The following is a 19,328-nucleotide window of genomic DNA, read 5'->3' as shown; positions in this document are numbered from 1 at the left end:
AAACCGGGTTTTTGTGAAAAACCCGGTTTTTCATCACCTCTTTAATTGGTTTGCACAATGCCAGTCGTGACCACATCGCCTTCATTCAGGCCAGACAGAATCTGGGCAAAGGTGAAGTCCATCAGACCCACTTCCACGGTATGCAGCTTGGGTTCGCCGTTTTCCATGACGAAGACGGCGTATTGGCCGGGCGACAGTTCACGCAAGGCTTCGACGGGAACGAGGAGGGCGTTGTCGGCGCGTCCGCCGATGACTTCTACGGTGGCGTTCAGGCCAACGGGGAGCGTTTGCGGTTTGGCGAAGGAGTCGGCATCAAGGAGTACCAGGGCGCGCAAGGTGGTGACGCCGTTGCTGCTGGCAAGCTGTGGGTCAATCTGGATGATGTGGCCGACAAAGGTGTCGTCAGGCAGGGCGTCGAAGGTGACGTCTACTTCGTAGTCCAGGCCGGCCATGTTCATGTCGGATTCGTCGAGGTAGATTTCCAACAGGGGTTGCTCCAGGTCGGCGAGGACGATTACGCCGCTGCCGGCATTTTCGCCCACCGCCGCGTTCACCTGCATCACCGTACCCGCCATCGGCGCCGTCAGCACCGTCCCATCCAGCGTCTGCTGCGCCGCCGTCACATTCAACTGCGCCTGCGCCAGCTTAAGCTGGTTCGCCTCCGCATTCAGCCGCGTCTGCTGCAACGCCAATTCCGCTTGCCGCACCGCCTGCTGTGCCGTGTTTATTTCATCCGTTGTCGGTCCCGTCTGCGCCGCCGCCAGGTCCTGCTGCGCGGAGAGCAGATTTGTCTGCGCGCTGACCGTGCCGCTCTGACTTGTCGAAGAAACGGTTGAATTGTAGTTCAGTCGCGCGATTTCCAGGTTTTGCTGTGCCTTTTCCAGCGCGTCGGTTGTCTGATCCCGCTCCCGCTCCAACGCATCCGCGCGGCGAGGATCGTTTAGCTCCCAGTCACGCGCCGGGTCCCAGGCGGTGTCATAGGCGGCCTGCGCGTCGGCCACGGCCTGCTCCGCGTTTTGCACAGTGTAGCTCTGCACGGTGATGTTGTTGCTGCTGGCCGCCGCCTGCCCACGCGCGGCGTTGTAGGCGGCCTGCGCCGCATCCAGGCGAGCCTGCGCCAGGGCAATCGCATCGGCGTCCGGCGTCCAGTTGAGCAGTTCGTCCAGGCTGGTCTGAGCCTGGTCCAGGTTCATTTGCGCCTGGGCGATGCTGATGTCGTCGTAGCTGACGCCGACCTGGGTGGCGGAGGCGTCTGTCTGCATTTTGGCCTGATCAAGCTGCAATTGGGCATTAACCAGCGCCTGTTGCGCGTCGCTGTCGTCAATGCGGGCCAGCACGTCGCCTTCGCTGACATGGTCGCCGACCTGGACGTTGAGTTCGGTGAGGGTGCCGCTGCCGGCAAAACTGAGGGTCAACTCCTGCGCGGGAATAACGGAACCGGCGCCCGTGGCGGAGATGATCAGACTTCCGCGACGCACAACCGATGTTTGCACGGCAGGCTCGGTTGCCGCCTGCGCCGGGGTGGAGGATTGGCGATAGAACCAGTAACCGCCCGCGCCCCCTGCAATCAAAAGGATCACGATGATCCAGGTAATTCTTTTCCGAGACATTTTTCTGCTCCTACGCCGTGAGAAGGTAAAGACGCAATCCGATGGCCCTGGCACGCCTGCTCGCGCATGGTCAAGGCCTCCCCGTCTGGCTATCGTCCGGGGTTTTGCCATCAGTGTATGCCGGCATTGTGAGGACGGTGTTGGGAAATAGTGAAGAAATTGTCAAGAACAATCAGGCGGGGGAAACAGGCAGTTCCAGATGAAAAGTCGCGCCCTGTCCCATTGCGCTGGCGGCCCAGATGCGCCCCTGGTGACTTTCCACAATCGACCGGGCAATAGCCAGCCCCAGGCCGGAACTGCCTTCCTGTCGCTGGCGCGCCTTGTCGCCGCGATAAAAGCGATTGAAGATGTGCGCCAGGTCATCCGCCGGAATGCCCGGTCCGCTGTCCCGCACCCAAAAGTGAACCATGTCATCCGCCGCCGCCGCCCCCAGCGTAATTTGCCCGCCCGCCGGCGTGAAGCGCAGCGCATTGTTCAGCAGATTATCAAACACCTGCGCCATGCGATCCGGGTCCACGTTGATTGCCGGCAGATCAGGCGGCGCTTGCAACGTCAGGGAAATATCCTGCTTCTGCGCCTGGGGCGTGTAGGCCACCAGGGCGCGCTCCAGCAGCGCCTCCGGGGCCACCGCGCGCGGTGACATTGGCAGTTCGCCCGCTTCCGCCAGGGAAAGGGTGCGTAATTCTTCCACCAGGCGACTGAGGCGCTTGGCCTCATCGTGAATGATGTAGAAGGTGTCCGGCGTGGGCGGGAGGATGCCTTCGTGCAACGCTTCGCTGTGTCCCAGGATAATGCTCAGGGGGGTGCGCAGGTCGTGGGCGATGTCCGCCGTCATTTGCCGCCGCTGGTCGCGCGCCCGCCCTAGCTGCGTACTCATCTGGTTGAACGCGGAGGCCAGTTGCCCCAACTCATCTTGCGAACGAACGGGAACCTGGAGGGTCAGGTCGCCCTGGGCCACGGCGCGGGTGGCCTGGGTCAGTTCTTGCAGCGGGTGGGAGAGGCTGCGGGCCAGCAGCACACCCATGATCAGGGCCAGGGCCGCCGCGCCTAAGGCCGCCAGGATGAGGGTCTGGTTGACGCGCTGCAGGAAGTCGAGTTGGGCGCGGTTAGGATCAAAGGCGCTGCCGGGGTTGCGGGGTGGCTCACGCCCAAGAAAGTAGCCCACCTCTTGCCCGTCAACAACGATCGGCACGGCGCGGCGCAGCATGTCGGGGGGAATCTGTGTGTCGCCGGCGGGAATGACGACGTGCCCGGTGGTGTCGGCGACGAAGTAGCCGCGCCCCCATTCCAGTTGTGGCAGAGGGCTGGTTCCTGTCTCGTGAAGGGGGCCTTGCCAGCCGTTGTTAGCGGTGTAGTATTCGGCGAGGCGGTTGACGATGGCGTCCTGGTTGAAGGCGTTGACGAAGGTGTTGGACTCGGTGCGGACGATAATGCCGGCAAATAACGCCACCAACGCGATCCCCGTTAGACTGACCGAAAGAAAGGCAAAGGCAAGTTTGGCGGCCAGAGTACGCATAGATGAAGCTCACACGTCGGCGGCAAAACGGTAGCCGACGCCATAAACGGTTTCAATGTACCGTGGTTTGCGGGGATTCGGTTCAATTTTGGCGCGTAAATTGCGGATGTGGACGTCAATGGTGCGTTCGTAACCTTCGTAGGCGGTCCCTTGCAGCCGGTCCAACAGGTCCAGGCGGGAGTAGACGCGCCCCGGAGAGGACATCAGCGCGGCCAGCAGGTCAAATTCGGAAGGGGTGAGATCGATGCGTTCCTCGTTGACCTTGACGATGAAGCTTTCCTCGTCCAGGACGATGTCGCCCACCCGTAAAACATGGCCGCGCGGCGATTCTTTGCCGGCACGCCGCAGCACCGCCCGCACCCGCGCCAACAACTCCCGCGGGCTGAATGGCTTCGTGATGTAGTCGTCCGCGCCCAGTTCCAAACCAACCACCTTGTCGTTTTCGTCCACTTTGGCCGTCAACAAAATAACCGGCGTTTCCCGCTCCCGATGGTGAACGCGCATAAACTCGTGCCCATCCATCTCCGGCATCATAATGTCCAGCAAAATCAGGTCCGGCTTTTCCTGGCGCGCCACAAACAGAGCCACGCGGCCATCGTTGGCCGTCACCACGCGAAAGCCGCCCTGTTCCAGGTAGGCTTTTACGAGCGAGACCAACCGCTCCTCATCATCAACCACAAGAATCGTCTTGGACATACCTTTCCCACCACTGTTCACAGGCGTCACCTCCGAAGAGGGAGACGCTTTCTCCGCTAAATCCTGGCATCAGAATACTAAAATAATATGAAGGAAATGTTAAGAAGCGGCGCAGAATTTGTGTGGCTCCCCCGGCGCGCGCCGTGCGCCACTACCTGCGCCGCTGCACCCATTTCTCCAGAAGTACCAGCAGCAGGTAAAGCAGGGCAATCACGCCCGCGCCGCCGAGCAGGCAGGGCAGGGCGGCGAGCAAGGCGGACCAACCGTAAATGAGGGCGATCACGGCTCCGCCGACGAGGATCAGGGCGGCGGCTACCAGGGCCAGAAGCTGGCGTTCATCGCGCCGACGGCGCTGCCTGTTGTCCGTGGGTGGGGTCATGGGATTATGCCAAAGGAGTTTCCCACGGGCGGGGTAGCCACGAGGGATGCGGCGTCACAAGGTGTGCCGGATTGTGATAATCAGGATTTCGCGGATTTGTATTCTATCCGCGTAGCTGCCAAGCCAGATTGGACCAATTTTCTCTGGTGAGATTGGTCCCCTCTCCAGAGAGCGGTTGTGGTTACCTATCCGCGTTCTTCTACGCTCTATTATCAAGAGGAGGAGGTGAAAGCAACGGTTTCGGTGGGGCGCATGATGAGTTCGCTGTAGATGTAGCCCATTTGGGCGATGGTGTAGGGCATGTCGTGGTCCAGCCACCATTTGATCAGGGCCATGGTGGAAACGGCGATGTGGTTGGCGGCGATTAATGCCGGCACAGGACTCCCCTCCCGCGCCACTTTTCCCACCAGCACCTCCCGCGCGCTCACCTCCTGCACATGCGCCAGAATATCCTGCGTGCCTTGCCCACTGAGCAAAATCCGATAAAGATCGCGCTTCTCATGCACATGCGCAAAAATTAACGCTCCTTCCGCCGCCGCCGAAGCCTCGCCCGCCTGCGAGAGCAAATCCTTCAACTCCTGGATGAACGCATTCATCACGTCAATCAGAAGTGCATCTTTATCTTTGTAATGGCGGAAAAAGGTCGCATACCCCACGCCCGCCCGCCGCGTAATATCGCGGATCGTCACGGCTTCGTACCCTTGCGCCAGCGTCAGGGCGCTGAGGGCCTCCGCCAGCCGTTTGCGCGTGCGCTGTACGCGCTTGTCCGTATTCTTCATAGTTCAGTCATCAATCCATTAATTCGTCAGAAGCGCGCCACCCAAGCCTGAACGCGACGCGCCCGGATCATACCACACTCGCCGTCACGGAATGTAAACCCTGAAGACTGGCGATGAAATCAAGCACGGAATTGCATCGTCAGTTTGAAGGAACGGTAAGGAAACAACTTCGTTGTCTTATTTATTTCCCGTTCCTTAGGGCTTGGTCTATGTTCCCACCCGCGCCAACGCCCACCTGGAGAGGAGACGGTTTCTTGAACATCTGCTGAGAAGGGGAGCATAGCGGTTTGTTGCCGACGCCGCGCTCGTTACAATCAAATATGGGCGACTGTTTTGCAACAGGCGCCTGGTCTGCCGTACTTGAATATTTTCGCAAAAGGAAGAGCTATCTTATGCAATCGAATTCTGCTCCGCAAGCCGCCACAAACATGGAAGTCGCCACATTGGGCGGCGGTTGTTTCTGGTGTCTGGAAGCTGTGTACGATGAGTTGATGGGCGTGTTGAGCGTGGAGTCCGGCTACGCGGGCGGTCGCATGCCCCATCCCACGTACCAGCAGGTTTGTGCCGGCAATACCGGCCACGCCGAAGTCATCCGCATCACATTTGATCCCGCCATCATTTCCTACAAAGAAATCCTCCAGGTCTTCTTCACCATCCACGACCCCACCACCCTCAACCGCCAGGGAAACGATGTCGGGCCGCAGTATCGTTCCGTCATCTTCTACCACTCGCCTGAGCAACAAGCGACGGCTTTTGCGGTGATTAAGGAAGTGGGAGATGCCGGCATTTGGGACCGCCCCATTGTCACCGAACTCACCCCCGCCCCCGAATTCTACCTGGCCGAGGAATACCACCAGGAATACTACGCCCGCAACCCATATCAAGGCTACTGCCGCGTCGTCATCGCCCCCAAAGTCGCCAAATTCCGCAAGCAGTACGTGAACCGCTTGAAGAAGCAACCGGCTCTGTGATCCCCCCCGGAGCGCGGGCGCAGCCCTGTTTCCCGCGCTCCTTTTCTACCCCGTATTTTTCAACCCCGAAGCCACCCCGTTAATCGTCAACGCAATCACGCGCACCAGTTGCCGCGCCTCCTCGCTATCCGCATCCGGCAGCGCCCTTAGCCGCCGCAGCAGGCTCACCTGAATAAAGTTCAGCGGATCCACATACGGATTGCGGCGGCGAATAGACCGCTGCAATATCGGCTCGTTGTCCAGAATCTCCCGCTGTCCGCTCACCAGCAGAATCCAGCGCACGGTGCGCGCAAACTCGGCGGCAATCGTGCCGAAAATCTGCTCGCGCACTGCCGCGTCCGTCGCCAGATCCGCGTAAATACGGGCGATGCCCATGTCCGCCTTGCCCAACGACACCTGCGCGTTGTTCAGCACCGTGTAAAAGAAAGGCCACTCGCGGTACATCGCGCGTAGCAGCTCCAATTGCTCCTCCCCACCAAGCGCATACTGCTCCAGTGCCGTCCCCAGGCCGAACCAACTGGGCAGCACAAAGCGGCTCTGCATCCAGCTAAAGCCCCAGGGAATCGCCCGCAGCCCGCTGAAGACATTGCCCCCTTTGCGCCGCGCGGGGCGGGAACCAATGCGCAGTCCGTTGATCTCGTGAATGGGCGTGGCCTGCTGCCAGAACTCAAGAAACGGCGGCGTCTCGTACACAAAGGCGCGATATGCCCGGTAGGAAATGTCGGAGAGTTGATCCAGCGCGGCGCGCCAGGCGGGTTCCGGCTCCACGCCGCGGCCAGGGGCGCTGGAGAGCAGCGTGGCGTGGACGACCTGCTCCAGGTGGCGGCGGGCGATGGCCGGCTGCCCGTAATGGATGTCGATCACTTCCCCTTGTTCGGTAATGCGGATGCGCCCGCCAACGGAGCCGGGGGGTTGGGCCAGGATGGCGCGATTGGCGGGGCCGCCGCCGCGGGCAATCGTGCCGCCGCGCCCGTGGAAGAGGGTGAGGAGGATGGCATGATGCCGGCATACCTCCGCCAACCCCTCCTGCGCCCGATACAACTCCCAACTCGCCGTCAGATACCCCGCGTCCTTGTTGCTGTCTGAATAGCCGATCATGATCGTCTGCTGCCGCCCCAGTCGCTCCAGATGACGGCGGTAGGCAGGATGCGTGAACATAGCCGTCATAATGGCTGGGCCGGCCTCCAGATCGGCGCGCGTTTCAAACAGGGGGGCAATCGCCAGACCTTCCGGTTGGTCCGGGTTCAGGTCCAGGCCATGCCAGTAAGCCAGCAGCAGCGGCGACAGCATGTCCTGGACGCCGCGCGTCATGCTGATGATGTACGGGCCGATCACCTGGGGGCCATAGGTGCGCACGGCGCGTGTGAGGAGGCGGAACAGGTGCAGTGTTTCCTGCGTTTGCGCGGAAAAGGGATGCCCGGCCAGCGCCCACACGTCCGGGGCCGGTTCGTCCAGAAGCCGCGTCAGCAGCGCGGCGCGCTCATCCGGCGGGAGCGCGCCGTAGTCCGGGCAAAGACCCAGGTGGCGCAGCAGTTCCGTGAGGACGGCCTCGTTGTAGCCGCTGTCCTGGCGAATGTCCAGGCGGGCGGCGTACAGGCCAAAAACGCGCGCCTGGTTCAGGAAGCGCGTCAGTTCCGTGTCGGCGATGGTCTGGAAGCCATTCTGGCGCAGGGAGCGGTCCAGCAGCGCCAGCGGATCGAGCAGATCATCGCCCGTGAGCAGGCGCGGCGGCGGCGACGCAGTTTCCGGCGCTTCCAGGCGAGCCACCACGTCATCTTGCGATGCTTCGCCCAGGTCGGCGGCAAGGATGGCGGCCAGCAGGCGGTACGGTTCATGCGGATACCGCTGCCGCAGGTAGCCCACGTGCGCGGAGTCATGAGCGGCGGCGGCTGACAGAGCGGCGTCCAGTTCCGGCCCGATCTGCATGAGGCGGTCGGACATGCTGAGGGAGCGGTTGAGTTCGCCCGCGCCTTTGCGGTGGCGCTCAACAGCCAGCCCACGGTGGAGGCGCAGCGTTTCCGCCGTGACGGGGGCGGTGACGAAGGGGTTGCCATCCCGGTCGCCCCCCATCCAGGAGGCAAAGGTGAGGAAGCACGGCGGCAGGTCGAGGGTGGGGTAATGTTGGGCCAGGGCTTTGTGCATGGCCTGGTAGATTTCGGGGAGGATGTCCCAGACGGTGCTGTCCAGGTAGTAGAGACCGGTTTTTACCTCGTCGCTGACGTCGGGTTTGGTGACGCGGTTGCGGCTGGTGGCCCAAAGGCTGGTGATTTCGGCGGTGATTTCGGCGATAAGGGTGGCGCGTTCGCTGGGGACGAGGTCGCGCACTTCGAGTTCGTGCAGGGCGTGGCTGATGCGGCGCAGTTTGGAGAGGACGGTGCGGCGGCGGGCTTCGGTGGGGTGGGCGGTGAAGACGAGTTCGACGCGCAGGCGGTCGAGGAGGCGGGCCATTTCTTGCTCGTCCATGCCCATTTCCCAGAGGGTGGCAATGCCGGCAGCAATCGATTCCTTCATCGGCGTGGGATACAGGTCGCGCTCCCGCTGCCGCAGCACGCGAATGCGGTGCATCTCCTCCGCCAGATTGACCAGCTCGAAATAGGTGGTGAAGGCGCGGGCCACCGTTTCCGCCTGCGCCAGCGTCAGGCTATCCACCAGGCGGGAGAGATGGGCGTCTATTTCCGGCGTCTGGTCCACGCGACGCGCTTTGGTGAGGGCACGGATGCGTTCCTCCAACTCGTAGAGTTCGATGCCGGCCTGCTGGCGAATCACTTTTCCCAGGATGTCGCCCAGGAGGTGAATATCGGCACTGAGTTGATCGCGGTCTGTTTGCATTTTAGTTTCCCGAAAAACCGAAAAACCGGGTTTTTGAGAAGAACCCGGTTTTTTTAACCCGAAAAAACCCGGTTTTTTTGTTCTGAGAACCCGGTTTAACCCGAAGAAACCGGGTTTTGGGTTTTGGTGTTTTGATGTCGGCGCGCAGGCTAGGGGGACATTTGTAGAACAGCGGCCCCCCAGGAGAGGCCCGCGCCGAAGGCAACCATGAGCAGGTTGTCGCTGGGCTGCACCTGGCCTTTGTCCAGGGCTTCGATCAGGGCCAGGGGCACGGAGGCGGAGGCGGTGTTGGCGTATTCCTGGATGTTGACGATGAAACGGTCCAGCGGCAGCCCTAGCTGGCGCGCGCCGGCGTCAATGATGCGTAGGTTGGCCTGGTGGGGAATGATCCAGCGGATGTCGTCGAGGGTGAGGCTGGCTTTGGCGACGGCCTGCCGGCAACTCTGGCCGATGACGCGGGTGGCGAATTTGAAGACTTCGCGCCCGTTCATTTGCACATATTGCCGCCCGTTGGCGTAGGTGTCGGGTCCGAAGGGTTCGGCGGAGCCGCCGGCGGGCACGAGGAGGTGGTGTCCCTGGCTGCCATCGGAGCCGAGGACGAAGCTCTTCAGGCCGCAGGGTTGGTCGGTGGCCTGGACGATCATGGCGGCGGCGGCGTCGCCAAAGAGGATGCAGGTGGCGCGGTCGTTCCAGTCGAGGGAGCGGCTGAGGAGTTCAGCCCCGACGACGAGGATGTTGCGGTAAGCGCTGCTGTGGATGAACTGGTAGGCGGTGCTGAGGGCGTAGATGAATCCGGCACACCCCGCGCCTAGCTGAAATGCCGGCACATCCTTCGCCCCCAACGCATCCTGTACCTCACTGGAAAGGGCCGGAATCAGGTGGTCCGGGGTGGATGTCGCCACAATGATCATGTCCAGATCATTGGGCGTGAGGCCGGCCCGCGTCAGCGCCTGGCGGCTGGCCGCCACCGCCATCGTACAGGTCGTTTCCCCCGGCTCCGCGACATGGCGCGCATGGATGCCCGTGCGCTGCACAATCCACTCATGGTTTGTGTCGATTTGCTTTTCCAGGTCATGATTGGTGATAATTTTGGCGGGGGTGTATTTGCCCCAACCAGCGATCCGACCGTATTGCTTCATATTTATTCCCAGATGCGATAACGTGAGCGACGGCGGCGAATGAAGGGTGCGCCAGGGTTATTTGGGTGAGGGTGTGTTTCAAATGGGTTGTTCAGGCTGCCCGCGCCGTAGGACAATTTGCCTAAATTGTCCCTTCACGGCGGCGGACAATTCAGCGAATTGTCCGCCGGCAAGCAACAGTTAACTGAAATAAAACACACCCTTTGGGTGATTGTGCCGGCATACAATGAGTGACAACGCGAGCGTGACGCCAGAAGCGGGCGCATCCAGCCAGGCTGGAAAGCCAGTTTGATGTTAGCATAAAGTTGCCTGAGAACAAAACATTATAGACGAAGGGGGTGCATTGAACTAAGATACGGCATGGAGACAGGTCGGGCGTCCAGGGCGCATCCGTATTTACGATTAGAGATAATGGATGCGCCCATAGCGATTGGTTCCTTCTTGGAGAATGAATCAATCTTAGTGACCGTCTATAAAAACTTCCCGTTTTTAAGATTGGTCCAATCTTCAAGATTGGACCAATCTCAGCAAGTTAATTTTGGACGATTACTTAGGCGCTCTCTGGAGATTGGACCAATTTCCGGCGCTCAATGACCCTATTCACCGAAGAAAATTGGTCCAATCTGGCTTAGCAGTTACGGGAGAACGTAACTATTAACGACCACCTTCCCGGAAGCTGTTTTGATGCCATACAACCCGAATGATGCGGCGTTTGGGGCTTGAAATCGAGCTTCCGGGAAGATATTTGGGACTATATTCCCCAAGGCTGGACAGTCACGGGAGAACTAAATTCTGGACGCTCACTAAGCGCGGATGAAGGGCACAACGCGCGGAACACGGGATGGCCTGTGTCAAATGACACAGGAGCACAGCGCAATCGCAGTAGTTCGGGGTCGGGAAAGCCGACCACGGGTCAAAGTAAAGGCACGGTTCATGACCAATTATGATAAGCAATATCAAGTCGAGAGCAACTTGTTCGGCTCTCCGTACGCTGAGTTTGAGGAATTTGTAAAGCAACACGCAAAACAGGGAGGTACCGCCCTCGATTTAGGGTGTGGGCAAGGAAGAGATGCCTTGATGCTGGCCAGGTATGGCTACAGGGTTATCGGTGTTGACACTTCGTATGTTGGCATTGCTCAAATGCTAGAAAGAGCCAAGAAAGGGGATCTTCCTGTAAATGGGGTCGTTGCAGACATTTATGAATATGAGCTGCATGATAAGTACGATGCGGTTGTGCTTGATTCAATTTTGCATTTCGAGAAGGCTGACAAAAACAAGGAGGTGGATTTGCTCAACACCCTAATAAATCACATTAGCGAGAATGGCTTTTTATTCCTTTTTGTACACAAATCGCCCAAAAAGGAAAGGGAAGTTAAGCGTTGGTTGAAAGCTGTAGCAGCGGAGTTCGCGGTAGCCGAGGAAGGTTACATTGACTATCTTTATGAAGAGGTAGCGACAGGTTTTCAGTCAGCATTTCAGTATTACATGCTTATTCTGAAGCGGATACACCCCGCCTGACTCCCTCGCGGGCTGAGCTTGTCGAAGCCCATCTTGCCTTCGGCAGGCTCAGGCAACAGCCTAAAGGCTCAGGCAACGGCCTATAGGCGCAGGCAACGGCCTAAAGGCGCAGGCAATGGGCCAGGTAGTTACCAATTTGGAGGGCAACGTGAGTTTTGATCAGGAAAGCTGGAAACTGCTAGGGGAGGCGTTGGCGCGGCTGGACGCGGGATTCGCGGATTTGCCCGCTGTGTCATCCAACCCGGATTTGCCGCGCCTGCAAGCGGTTTTGCGCCAGGTGGCGGAGCGGCTGCAGGATAATTACCCCTATCACCATCCGCTCTACGCGGGGCAGATGCTCAAGCCGCCCCACCCGGTAGCGCGGCTGGCGTATGCGCTGGCGATGTGGCTGAACCCGAATAACCATGCACTGGATGGGGGACGAGCCAGTTCGGCGATGGAAAAGGAAGTGGTGGCGGAACTGGCGGGGATGTTTGGCTGGGAGACGCACCTGGGGCATTTGACCAGCGGGGGCACGCTGGCGAATCTGGAGGCGTTGTGGGTGGCGGGGCGGCAGCGACCGGGCCAGACGGTTTTGGCATCCACACAGGCGCATTATACGCACAGCCGCATCAGCGCCGTGTTGCAACTGCCCTTTGCCGCCGTGCCAACGGATAGTTGGGGGCGCATGGATGTGCCGGCATTACACGCACGCCTGGCGCAAGGAGATGTGGGAACGGTTGTGGTCACGCTGGGGACGACGGCCACGGGCGCGGTGGACCCGCTGCCGGCGATTCTGGATTTGCGGGCGCGGCATGGCTTTCGCGTTCACGTCGATGCGGCTTACGGGGGGTATTTTACGCTGGCGGACAACCTGTCGGCATCAGCGCGGACCGCTTTCGACCATTTAGGCGCGGTGGATTCCATCGCCATCGATCCACACAAACATGGTTTGCAGCCGTATGGCTGTGGCTGCGTTCTGTTTCGGGACCCGGCGGTGGGCGCGTTTTACCGGCATGATTCGCCGTATACGTATTTTACGTCGGCGGAGCTGCACCTGGGGGAGATCAGTCTGGAGTGTTCGCGGGCGGGGGCGGCGGCGGTGGGGTTGTGGGCGACGCACCAACTGCTGCCGCCGCGACGTGGGGGGGATTTTGCCGCGGATTTGGAGAAATGCCGGCAGGCGGCCCTCCTCCTGGCGCAACGATTAGACGAAGATTCCCGTTTTCGGTTGCCATTCATGCCGGAGTTGGACATTGTGGTGTGGGCGGTAAATGCCGGCAGCGCCAGCGAAGCCTCCGCCCGCGCGCAGGCCATCTTCACCGCCGCCGCCGCCCGCAACTTGCACCTGGCCCTGGCCCAACTCCCCGCCGCCTTCTTCGCCCCCACCTGGCCCGACCTCATTGCGGATCAGGACCACATCACCTGCCTCCGCTCATGCCTCATGAAGCCGGAACACCTCGACTGGCTCGACGCCATCTGGCAAATCCTCGACGAAGTGAGTGGGTGAGCGTCACGAAAAACCGGGTTTTTGATAAAAACCCGGTTTTTTCATCACCCGCCTTCTACCGCACCGTATTCGGATCAATGATGTACTCCCACCAGTTGTAGGAGATGCGGTTGGCCTCGCCCGTAATGTGCGGCATGTGTTTGAACCACCATTTGTGGTGGGCGCGGATCTCGCCGCCACCCCATTCGGCATTATCCACGATGCGCGGCTGGCCCGACAGATTGGGGAAGTTGTACCAGGTATCGCAGCGGCTGGGGACTTTGCGCTTGTTGCCCCAGTCATAGTCCCGCTCACTGTTCGGCGCGAAGTGCATGATGCCCACCTCCGCCTGGCCCGGATGCGTCTGATCGTAGCGGGCAAACCGCTCCCACAGATTGTCTTCACCCTTCGTTTTCCGGTAAACGTGGCGCATAATCGACTCGGCGCGATGCCCCAGGTTCTCCAGCATTTCGCCCACGCCGCGCTGATAGTTGAAACCCATGATGACAAAACGGCGGCGGCAATTGTCCGTGCCTTCGAGCGCGGGCGCGTTGCACCAGAAGGCGCCCGGCCCGGCCATGATGGATTCGTAGTAACCGGCGTAGGGGAAGCCAAACAGCCATATTTCGTCGATGCTGCCGGCATTCACCCGCTCCACCATCTTAAACTCCCGCACCAGGGCCATGTAGTCCACCTGATCCGGGTCGTGGAAGCCACTCTTGGCCTTCCACAATTTTACAAACTGTTCCGCGTTATAGTTGAAACCATCCGCCTTGACGGGAAAGCCTTCGATCACGATTTCGTCCACGACTTCGTAATTGGCGTAGCCGTAGCTGATTTCCTTCAGGTCGCTGATGTAGCCTTCCGTCAGCTTCTTGTGGTCGTTCCACCCCAGCACTTCGGAGAGACGGCGATTGCCGGCACTGGGGACACGCGCCTCATGGACGATTTTCAGCACCTTGCGCCGCACGGGGTCCGGCTTCCCGCCTACCGGCTTGCTAGATTTCTGGTCAAAAAGGCCGCCAACCACGTCTAGTAGATTGCCCATAATGTTCCCAATCCTTTCTCAGTTTGCGCCGGCGCGCCCCACCGGTGGGCAACAACAGAGAACTCAACCACCCGCAAAATCGGGTCGCGCCTGTATGAAATTCCAACCTGATTATACTGGAGAAAGGGGAAGGGCCGCCAGTGTGATTTTATCGAGCAACCTTATCATAGACGGTCACATAGTGCTCACCGCCTCATACCTCATACCTCATACCTCATACCTCATACCTCATACCTCATACCTCATACCTCATACCTCATACCTCGCCTTTTTCTGCTCGCGGATGCCGGCAAACAGGATAAAATAACGCCATGTTCAAGAAACTAGCCGACGAATTATGGCGCGCCACCGCCAACCGCGTTTTGGCCGTCGTCTCCTTTGGTCTCCTCATGGTCCTCATTGGCTACGTCGCCTTTGCCCGCGCCGCCGCCCCCGTCGCCGCCTACTGGCTCATCGCCCTCCTGGTGTTCCTCTGGGTTATCTACGTCCTCATCTTCACGCTGCAACGCATCTATGCCGCCTACCGGCGTTTTGCCGTCCGCCTGGCACGCGTACAGACCGACGTGAACCAACTGCGGCAAGCCTATCCTCCGCTGGTGGAACGGCTGGATCAGATGCAATCAAACGTGGAACGACTGCTCACTCTGGAGCGTTTCCCTGTCGCCACCCCGCCAGCCGCTTCTCTATCACCCGGCGCGGAACGTTCCGACGACGAAATCACCTTCCTCACCGCCGCCGAACGGTACGGCATGGCCTATGATTCCCTGCGCGTGGAGTGCATTCTCAATGACGATGGCTCCGCCCTCATCCTGCGCGAGATCAAGGTGGCGGCCACTTCCCAATTCGCGGAACTGGACACGTTTCTCTATGCGCCAGACGCGACAGAAGCGGGGGAGCCGTGGGAAATCGACCCCGACTTCGTCAAGGTGAGTTCGCTCACGGCGGGTTGGCAGATTGACGTGACGGAATTCAAACGCGAGAGCGGACGCCTCTCCGCGCTACTGCGTATTGACCCGCCCCTGCTCAGCGGACAGAGCATGACCTACCAGATGGAACAGCGGTTGCCGCGGGATTTTTACACCATCTACCTCGACCCCGGCCAATTCGACCCGAACGAAGACAATTATGATTATTGGGGGTGGACTATCAATCGTCCCACGCGCAACCTGCATTTGCGCATCTACTTGCCGCCGGGCAACGTCAAACCCCAGGAGCATCATTTACAGGTGCGGTACGCCTCCGCGTCTGACTTCCCGGCGCAGCGCGCGCAGTACGAAGAACGGTCGCGGGCGAACAAGGTGGAATTGAAGGGGCCGGATGGGGGTCGCTACATTCTCGACCTGTCGGTTGATTATCCGGTGACGGGTCTGATTTACATTTTGCGCTGGCTGCCGCCGTTTCGTTCGATTCCACTGCCGGGGATTAAGCCGATGATGCCGGCATCCGTCAGCCGCGACTTTCCCGGAATTGACTCCGACCTGCTGCTGCGCATTCGGGACCAACTGATGACGTGCGCCCCCTTTGCCGACGAGCGCGCCCTCAAGGCCACCTTCATCGACAACCGCATCAGCCCGTGGCGCAACGACATCCCCGAAGGGGACACCGTAAAGGAACGCGCGGAACTGGTGATGGCGTTTCTCTTCAGCCGGACGCGCGGCACGGGCGAAAACGGACTGGTGCTGTTCTTGCGGGTCTTGAGTGAGCGATACTCACCCGGAGATAGCTGCGGCGATACCCTGGCGCGGCTGGCGGACGAATTGGAGCAGAGCCTGAATGCCGGCAGGGGCCAGGCATAACGAGGCTCCCCGCCCACAAGCGGACATCATAGGGGTGTCGGACAGGTTCATGCCCCGCGTTAGCGCATCACCTTGCCGCCGTCTACGGTGATGGTGCTGCCCGTCATGTAGCTGGCGGCGTCGGAGCAGAGGAAGAGCGCGACGCGGGCGATCTCGTCGGCGTCGCCCAACCGCCGCAGGGGGATTTCGCCCATCCACTTTTCCATCATGGCCGGATTCTGACGTGCTTTTTCCGTCATAGGCGTGATAAAGACGCCGGCAACGATGGTGTTCACGCGGATGCCGTAGGCGGCGAATTCACGGGCGCACTCGCGGGCGAAGCCAACCATGCCGGCTTTGCTGGCGCAGTAGGCGGCGCGGTGCATGAGGGGGATTTCCACGCCGGCGATGGAGCTGATGTTCACGATGGCCCCGCCGCGCCCCAGGTTCTCCTCCGCCATGACGCGCCCGACAAGCTGGCTCATGAAGAAGACGCCTTTGAGGTTGACATCGATGCAGCGGGTCCAGTCCCATTCGTCCATGGTGAGGATAGGGGAGACGGGTTCAATGCCGGCATTATTCACCAACACATCCAGCCGTCCCCACGCCTCCCGCGTCGCCTCCACCAGCGACACACACTGAAACTTATTGCTCACATCCGCCACCACCCCTATCGCCTCTCCACCCGCCGCCCGAATCGCCGCCGCCACCCGCTCCGCCCGGTCCGGGTTCAAATCATTCACCGCCACCTTCGCCCCCGCCCCCGCCAGCGCGTGCGCAATCGCCTCCCCCAACCCCTGGCCCGCCCCCGTCACAATCGCTACCTTATCTTGCAGTGAAATCTCCATCGTGCATCCTTACTCGAGTCTGGCGAAATCCACATATGGCGATCGGAGTCGAGGCTTTAGCCGGATCACCCCATATGTGGACCGGCTGAAGCCTCCACTCCAAAAACGCCAGAGTCCAGTCCTACTTGAAGTTAATGCGGCGCGCCGAAGCGACGCACCCAATGTCGCATCAGGGGCACGGCAAAATCGTAGGCAATATCTGGGAGTGGCGCACCATCCGTCGTGGCGGAGGATGCCAACACGTCATGTTGCTTCAACGTGTCCAGGCACGCCTGGCCCGCTGCCGCATCCAGGCCCGCCTCTTGCCACAACACGCCGGCGGGGCAAGGGGCGTCTTGCGCCGCCAGGGCGCGCAGAATGGCCGTCTGTCCCGTGGGCGGCGCTTCCGCCTGCTGCCATACACCCTGGAAATAGTAACTCCCCTGCTCGTAAAAAGCGGGGTCCATGACGATGGCGTCCACTTCCGCCGCCGTGAAGCGGGGTTCGCGCGGCTGTTGCGCTTCAAACACCTGCTCGTTGTAGCGGCGCACCAGCGTGTGCCCCACCAACTGCGTCAGGTACGGCTGCCCGCGCACCCAATCATACACTCGCTGCACCGTGTCGCGGTCAAAGTTCAGGGGAAAATCGTCGCTGGGGTTCGCCAGCAGTTGCCCTGTTGCCGCCAGCGAGAGAAAGCTGACGTGTATGGGAGTGACGCTGGCGAACAGGGGGTTCCAGTAGTCCGCCGCCATCTCTGGCAGCGTGTGCAGCCCCGCCAGCGCCAGCACAAACCACGACTCACTGTGAATGACGCCGCGCAGATACGCCAGTAGTTCCGCTTCTACCCGCCCGGCGGCGATCTCCTGTTCGATCAGCTCAAATTCGTCAATGGCCAGGATCACCCGCTGCCCGGTGAGGACGCTTTTCAGGCGGCGCAAGAACTGGTTGAAGGCCACATACCACTGTGCCGCGAAATCCGCTTCCGTCGGCTCCGCCAGGTTGGCAGCCAGCGTGGGGTGCAGGGCGTCGTACAGGGTGAGGGCCAGTTCGTACAGCAGCGCGCCCGTGTGCGTCGCCCGCCCCAACATTTGCATATTCCACACCGCCACTACTGTTTTCCAGCCAAAGCGGGGACCTAAATTTCGCAGAATGGAGGTTTTGCCCATGCGGCGGTGGCCGTAGAGGACGATTGACGGCACGCCCGCGCGGTCAGCATTGCCCCATAGCTCCTCCAGGCGGCGCAGCGTTTCCTCCCGCCCCACAAACAGGGAACCTGTAACCGGATTACCGGCGATGAACGGGTTCTCCACGGGCTGCGTGATCACGATCTGGCCGATTTCGCCCGCCGCGCCCAGCAGTAGTTCGCGCCACTGGTGCGCGATTTGCTGCACGAGGGGGCATTCTGGCTGCGGGCACGTCTCCGCCAGGTCGTCCAGAAGCTGCGTCAGGCCAGCCGTGGCCCGGTTCAGCGCCGCGCTGCGGTTGAGGCGAGAGAGGCTGGCGGCGGCCACTTCCGCCTCCAGCGCCGCCTGCCGCAGTTGTCGCAGCGCGTCCACCACCTGCGGGCGCAGCAGTTCCGCGCCGGGCATTTCCAGCCAGGCCGTGCTTGCCGCCCATGGGCTGATCGCTGTCCATTCCGTGATAGCCTGCCCCGCTTGCAGCGCCAGGACGCTTTGATACAGGCACTCCCCAAATGGCAGCCCGCGCACGCACGCAAAGGCGGCTACCGCTTCTGGCAATTGCCGGCGAGACAACTGCCAGAAGCCCGCGCAGGCAGCCGCCGCGGGCATAGTCAGGTCTGGCTCCAGATTGAGTTGCCGCTGTAATATCTTGCGACCAGGCAAGATAAATAACCCATCCAAAAACCTGTTGCGTAAATGGTCATTCAAGGAAGCGGCATTGAAACGCAGCAACTTCCAATCGAACGGGTCTGTTGCCAGGAGGTTGACGCTGGGGAGCAGGGCGGCGGCGGGCTGCGCCGCCAGCCAGCGGCGCGAGGCGCGCACGACGGGAATAAATTGCAAGGTATACGCCAGAAGCTGGTTGAGGTTTTGGACGCCCACCGCCGCGTCTTGCTGTAACCACTGCCAGAGGGTGTCTTCCAATCGAGGCAGTGGCAGCCAGATCAGGCGATTGCCCGTAGGCACAGGCAGGAGGCGTCGTGGATTGAGGGCATCCGCAACGCGACGAATAATAAACCCTGGCAACCTGCCAAACGCCACGCCAAACGCCACGCCAAACGCCACGCCACCCGCCACGCCACCCGCCACGCCAAACGCCACGCCAAACGCCACGCCAACCGCCACGCCAACCGCCACGCTACCCGCCACGCCAAACACCACGCCAAACGCCACGCCAAACGCCACGCTACCCGCCACGCCAACCGCCACGCTACCCGCCACGCCGACTGCTATGTAACGCATATCCAACGGGACGCCCAACCGGGACAGTCCGACCGCCGCGAGCCACCACAGCAGCAGGGTAAATAGCGTCAGCAACTGCCCGTGCAGCAACAGGCGGCGCTGTGGCGTGGGCGTGGTGAAGAAGGCCAGCCAACTGCGCCAGTTCCCTCGTTCCAATAATCTTTCCGGCAGCGGCGGCAGTTGTTCCTCGTACCAGCGCAACGCCTGCGGGAAAAAGAACACCCAGTACAGCAGCCGCGCATAATCCAGCGGATTCCGCAACGATAATGGGCGGTTCAGTTTGGGGGCCAGGTCCAGTTTGGGCACGCTCCCCTGGCCGGGTTCCGGTTTGCGCCGTTTTTTCATATCGT

General features: G+C 60.8%; 14 protein-coding genes. 4 read left to right on the top strand and 10 right to left on the bottom strand.

Going from position 1 to position 19,328, the window contains the following annotated elements; genetic code table 11:
• Positions 1-41: 41 nt before the first annotated feature.
• The 5 genes from H6650_18105 to H6650_18085 form a co-directional block, all read right to left on the bottom strand.
• On the bottom strand, positions 42-1,610 hold the full coding sequence (locus H6650_18105) for an efflux RND transporter periplasmic adaptor subunit (GenBank protein ID MCB8953924.1): 1,569 nt from the start codon (positions 1,608-1,610) through the stop codon (positions 42-44).
• Positions 1,611-1,782: 172 nt separating this feature from the next.
• On the bottom strand, positions 1,783-3,126 hold the full coding sequence (locus H6650_18100; protein ID MCB8953923.1) for a HAMP domain-containing protein: 1,344 nt from the start codon (positions 3,124-3,126) through the stop codon (positions 1,783-1,785).
• A 9-nt stretch (positions 3,127-3,135) separates the two neighbouring features.
• Positions 3,136-3,822: a response regulator transcription factor gene (locus H6650_18095; GenBank protein MCB8953922.1), complete on the bottom strand. Its 687-nt coding sequence runs from the start codon at positions 3,820-3,822 to the stop codon at positions 3,136-3,138.
• Positions 3,823-3,973: 151 nt separating this feature from the next.
• On the bottom strand, positions 3,974-4,201 hold the full coding sequence (locus H6650_18090) for a hypothetical protein (protein ID MCB8953921.1): 228 nt from the start codon (positions 4,199-4,201) through the stop codon (positions 3,974-3,976).
• Between the two features lie 212 nt (positions 4,202-4,413).
• Positions 4,414-4,980, bottom strand: coding sequence for a TetR/AcrR family transcriptional regulator (locus tag H6650_18085; protein MCB8953920.1), 567 nt, complete (start codon positions 4,978-4,980; stop codon positions 4,414-4,416).
• A 392-nt stretch (positions 4,981-5,372) separates the two neighbouring features.
• Between H6650_18085 and msrA the strand changes: the two genes are divergently transcribed.
• Positions 5,373-5,951, top strand: a complete 579-nt coding sequence (gene msrA / locus H6650_18080) for a peptide-methionine (S)-S-oxide reductase MsrA (GenBank protein ID MCB8953919.1) — start codon at positions 5,373-5,375, stop codon at positions 5,949-5,951.
• A 45-nt stretch (positions 5,952-5,996) separates the two neighbouring features.
• Here the strand turns inward: msrA and ppc are convergent, their stop codons facing one another.
• Entirely contained in the window at positions 5,997-8,780 is a 2,784-nt protein-coding gene (gene ppc, locus H6650_18075) for a phosphoenolpyruvate carboxylase (protein ID MCB8953918.1), read from the bottom strand.
• A gap of 149 nt (positions 8,781-8,929) precedes the next feature.
• Positions 8,930-9,919 carry a ketoacyl-ACP synthase III gene (locus H6650_18070; protein MCB8953917.1) on the bottom strand — a complete coding sequence of 330 codons (990 nt, stop codon included), beginning with the start codon at positions 9,917-9,919 and terminating at the stop codon, positions 8,930-8,932.
• Between the two features lie 933 nt (positions 9,920-10,852).
• On the opposite strand from H6650_18070, the gene H6650_18065 reads away from it, so the two are divergent.
• Together H6650_18065 and H6650_18060 are read left to right on the top strand one after the other, a co-directional pair.
• Entirely contained in the window at positions 10,853-11,437 is a 585-nt protein-coding gene (locus H6650_18065) for a class I SAM-dependent methyltransferase (GenBank protein ID MCB8953916.1), read from the top strand.
• A gap of 115 nt (positions 11,438-11,552) precedes the next feature.
• Positions 11,553-12,926 carry an aspartate aminotransferase family protein gene (locus H6650_18060; protein ID MCB8953915.1) on the top strand — a complete coding sequence of 458 codons (1,374 nt, stop codon included), beginning with the start codon at positions 11,553-11,555 and terminating at the stop codon, positions 12,924-12,926.
• Between the two features lie 55 nt (positions 12,927-12,981).
• Here H6650_18060 and H6650_18055 read toward each other — a convergent pair whose 3' ends face one another.
• Positions 12,982-13,953 carry a hypothetical protein gene (locus H6650_18055; GenBank protein ID MCB8953914.1) on the bottom strand — a complete coding sequence of 324 codons (972 nt, stop codon included), beginning with the start codon at positions 13,951-13,953 and terminating at the stop codon, positions 12,982-12,984.
• 311 nt (positions 13,954-14,264) lie between these two features.
• Between H6650_18055 and H6650_18050 the strand changes: the two genes are divergently transcribed.
• Positions 14,265-15,749: a hypothetical protein gene (locus tag H6650_18050; protein ID MCB8953913.1), complete on the top strand. Its 1,485-nt coding sequence runs from the start codon at positions 14,265-14,267 to the stop codon at positions 15,747-15,749.
• 59 nt (positions 15,750-15,808) lie between these two features.
• Here the strand turns inward: H6650_18050 and H6650_18045 are convergent, their stop codons facing one another.
• Entirely contained in the window at positions 15,809-16,576 is a 768-nt protein-coding gene (locus H6650_18045; GenBank protein ID MCB8953912.1) for an SDR family oxidoreductase, read from the bottom strand.
• Positions 16,577-16,707: 131 nt separating this feature from the next.
• The gene (locus H6650_18040) at positions 16,708-19,323 is read right to left on the bottom strand and encodes an ATP-binding protein (GenBank protein ID MCB8953911.1); all 2,616 of its coding nucleotides are present in this window, start codon (positions 19,321-19,323) and stop codon (positions 16,708-16,710) included.
• Positions 19,324-19,328 lie beyond the last annotated feature (5 nt).

The organism is Ardenticatenales bacterium, assembly GCA_020634515.1.
GTDB lineage: Bacteria > Chloroflexota > Anaerolineae > Promineifilales > Promineifilaceae > JAGVTM01.
This window is presented reverse-complemented; position numbering and strand designations above follow the sequence as displayed.

Bases quoted from the DNA above. Each gene is read 5' to 3' on its own strand.
- H6650_18105 (MCB8953924.1), bottom strand. From the start codon at position 1,610: ATGTCTCGGAAAAGAATTACCTGGATCATCGTGATCCTTTTGATTGCA.
- H6650_18100 (MCB8953923.1), bottom strand. From the start codon at position 3,126: ATGCGTACTCTGGCCGCCAAACTTGCCTTTGCCTTTCTTTCGGTCAGT.
- H6650_18095 (MCB8953922.1), bottom strand. From the start codon at position 3,822: ATGTCCAAGACGATTCTTGTGGTTGATGATGAGGAGCGGTTGGTCTCG.
- H6650_18090 (MCB8953921.1), bottom strand. From the start codon at position 4,201: ATGACCCCACCCACGGACAACAGGCAGCGCCGTCGGCGCGATGAACGC.
- H6650_18085 (MCB8953920.1), bottom strand. From the start codon at position 4,980: ATGAAGAATACGGACAAGCGCGTACAGCGCACGCGCAAACGGCTGGCG.
- msrA (MCB8953919.1), top strand. From the start codon at position 5,373: ATGCAATCGAATTCTGCTCCGCAAGCCGCCACAAACATGGAAGTCGCC.
- ppc (MCB8953918.1), bottom strand. From the start codon at position 8,780: ATGCAAACAGACCGCGATCAACTCAGTGCCGATATTCACCTCCTGGGC.
- H6650_18070 (MCB8953917.1), bottom strand. From the start codon at position 9,919: ATGAAGCAATACGGTCGGATCGCTGGTTGGGGCAAATACACCCCCGCC.
- H6650_18065 (MCB8953916.1), top strand. From the start codon at position 10,853: ATGACCAATTATGATAAGCAATATCAAGTCGAGAGCAACTTGTTCGGC.
- H6650_18060 (MCB8953915.1), top strand. From the start codon at position 11,553: ATGGGCCAGGTAGTTACCAATTTGGAGGGCAACGTGAGTTTTGATCAG.
- H6650_18055 (MCB8953914.1), bottom strand. From the start codon at position 13,953: ATGGGCAATCTACTAGACGTGGTTGGCGGCCTTTTTGACCAGAAATCT.
- H6650_18050 (MCB8953913.1), top strand. From the start codon at position 14,265: ATGTTCAAGAAACTAGCCGACGAATTATGGCGCGCCACCGCCAACCGC.
- H6650_18045 (MCB8953912.1), bottom strand. From the start codon at position 16,576: ATGGAGATTTCACTGCAAGATAAGGTAGCGATTGTGACGGGGGCGGGC.
- H6650_18040 (MCB8953911.1), bottom strand. From the start codon at position 19,323: ATGAAAAAACGGCGCAAACCGGAACCCGGCCAGGGGAGCGTGCCCAAA.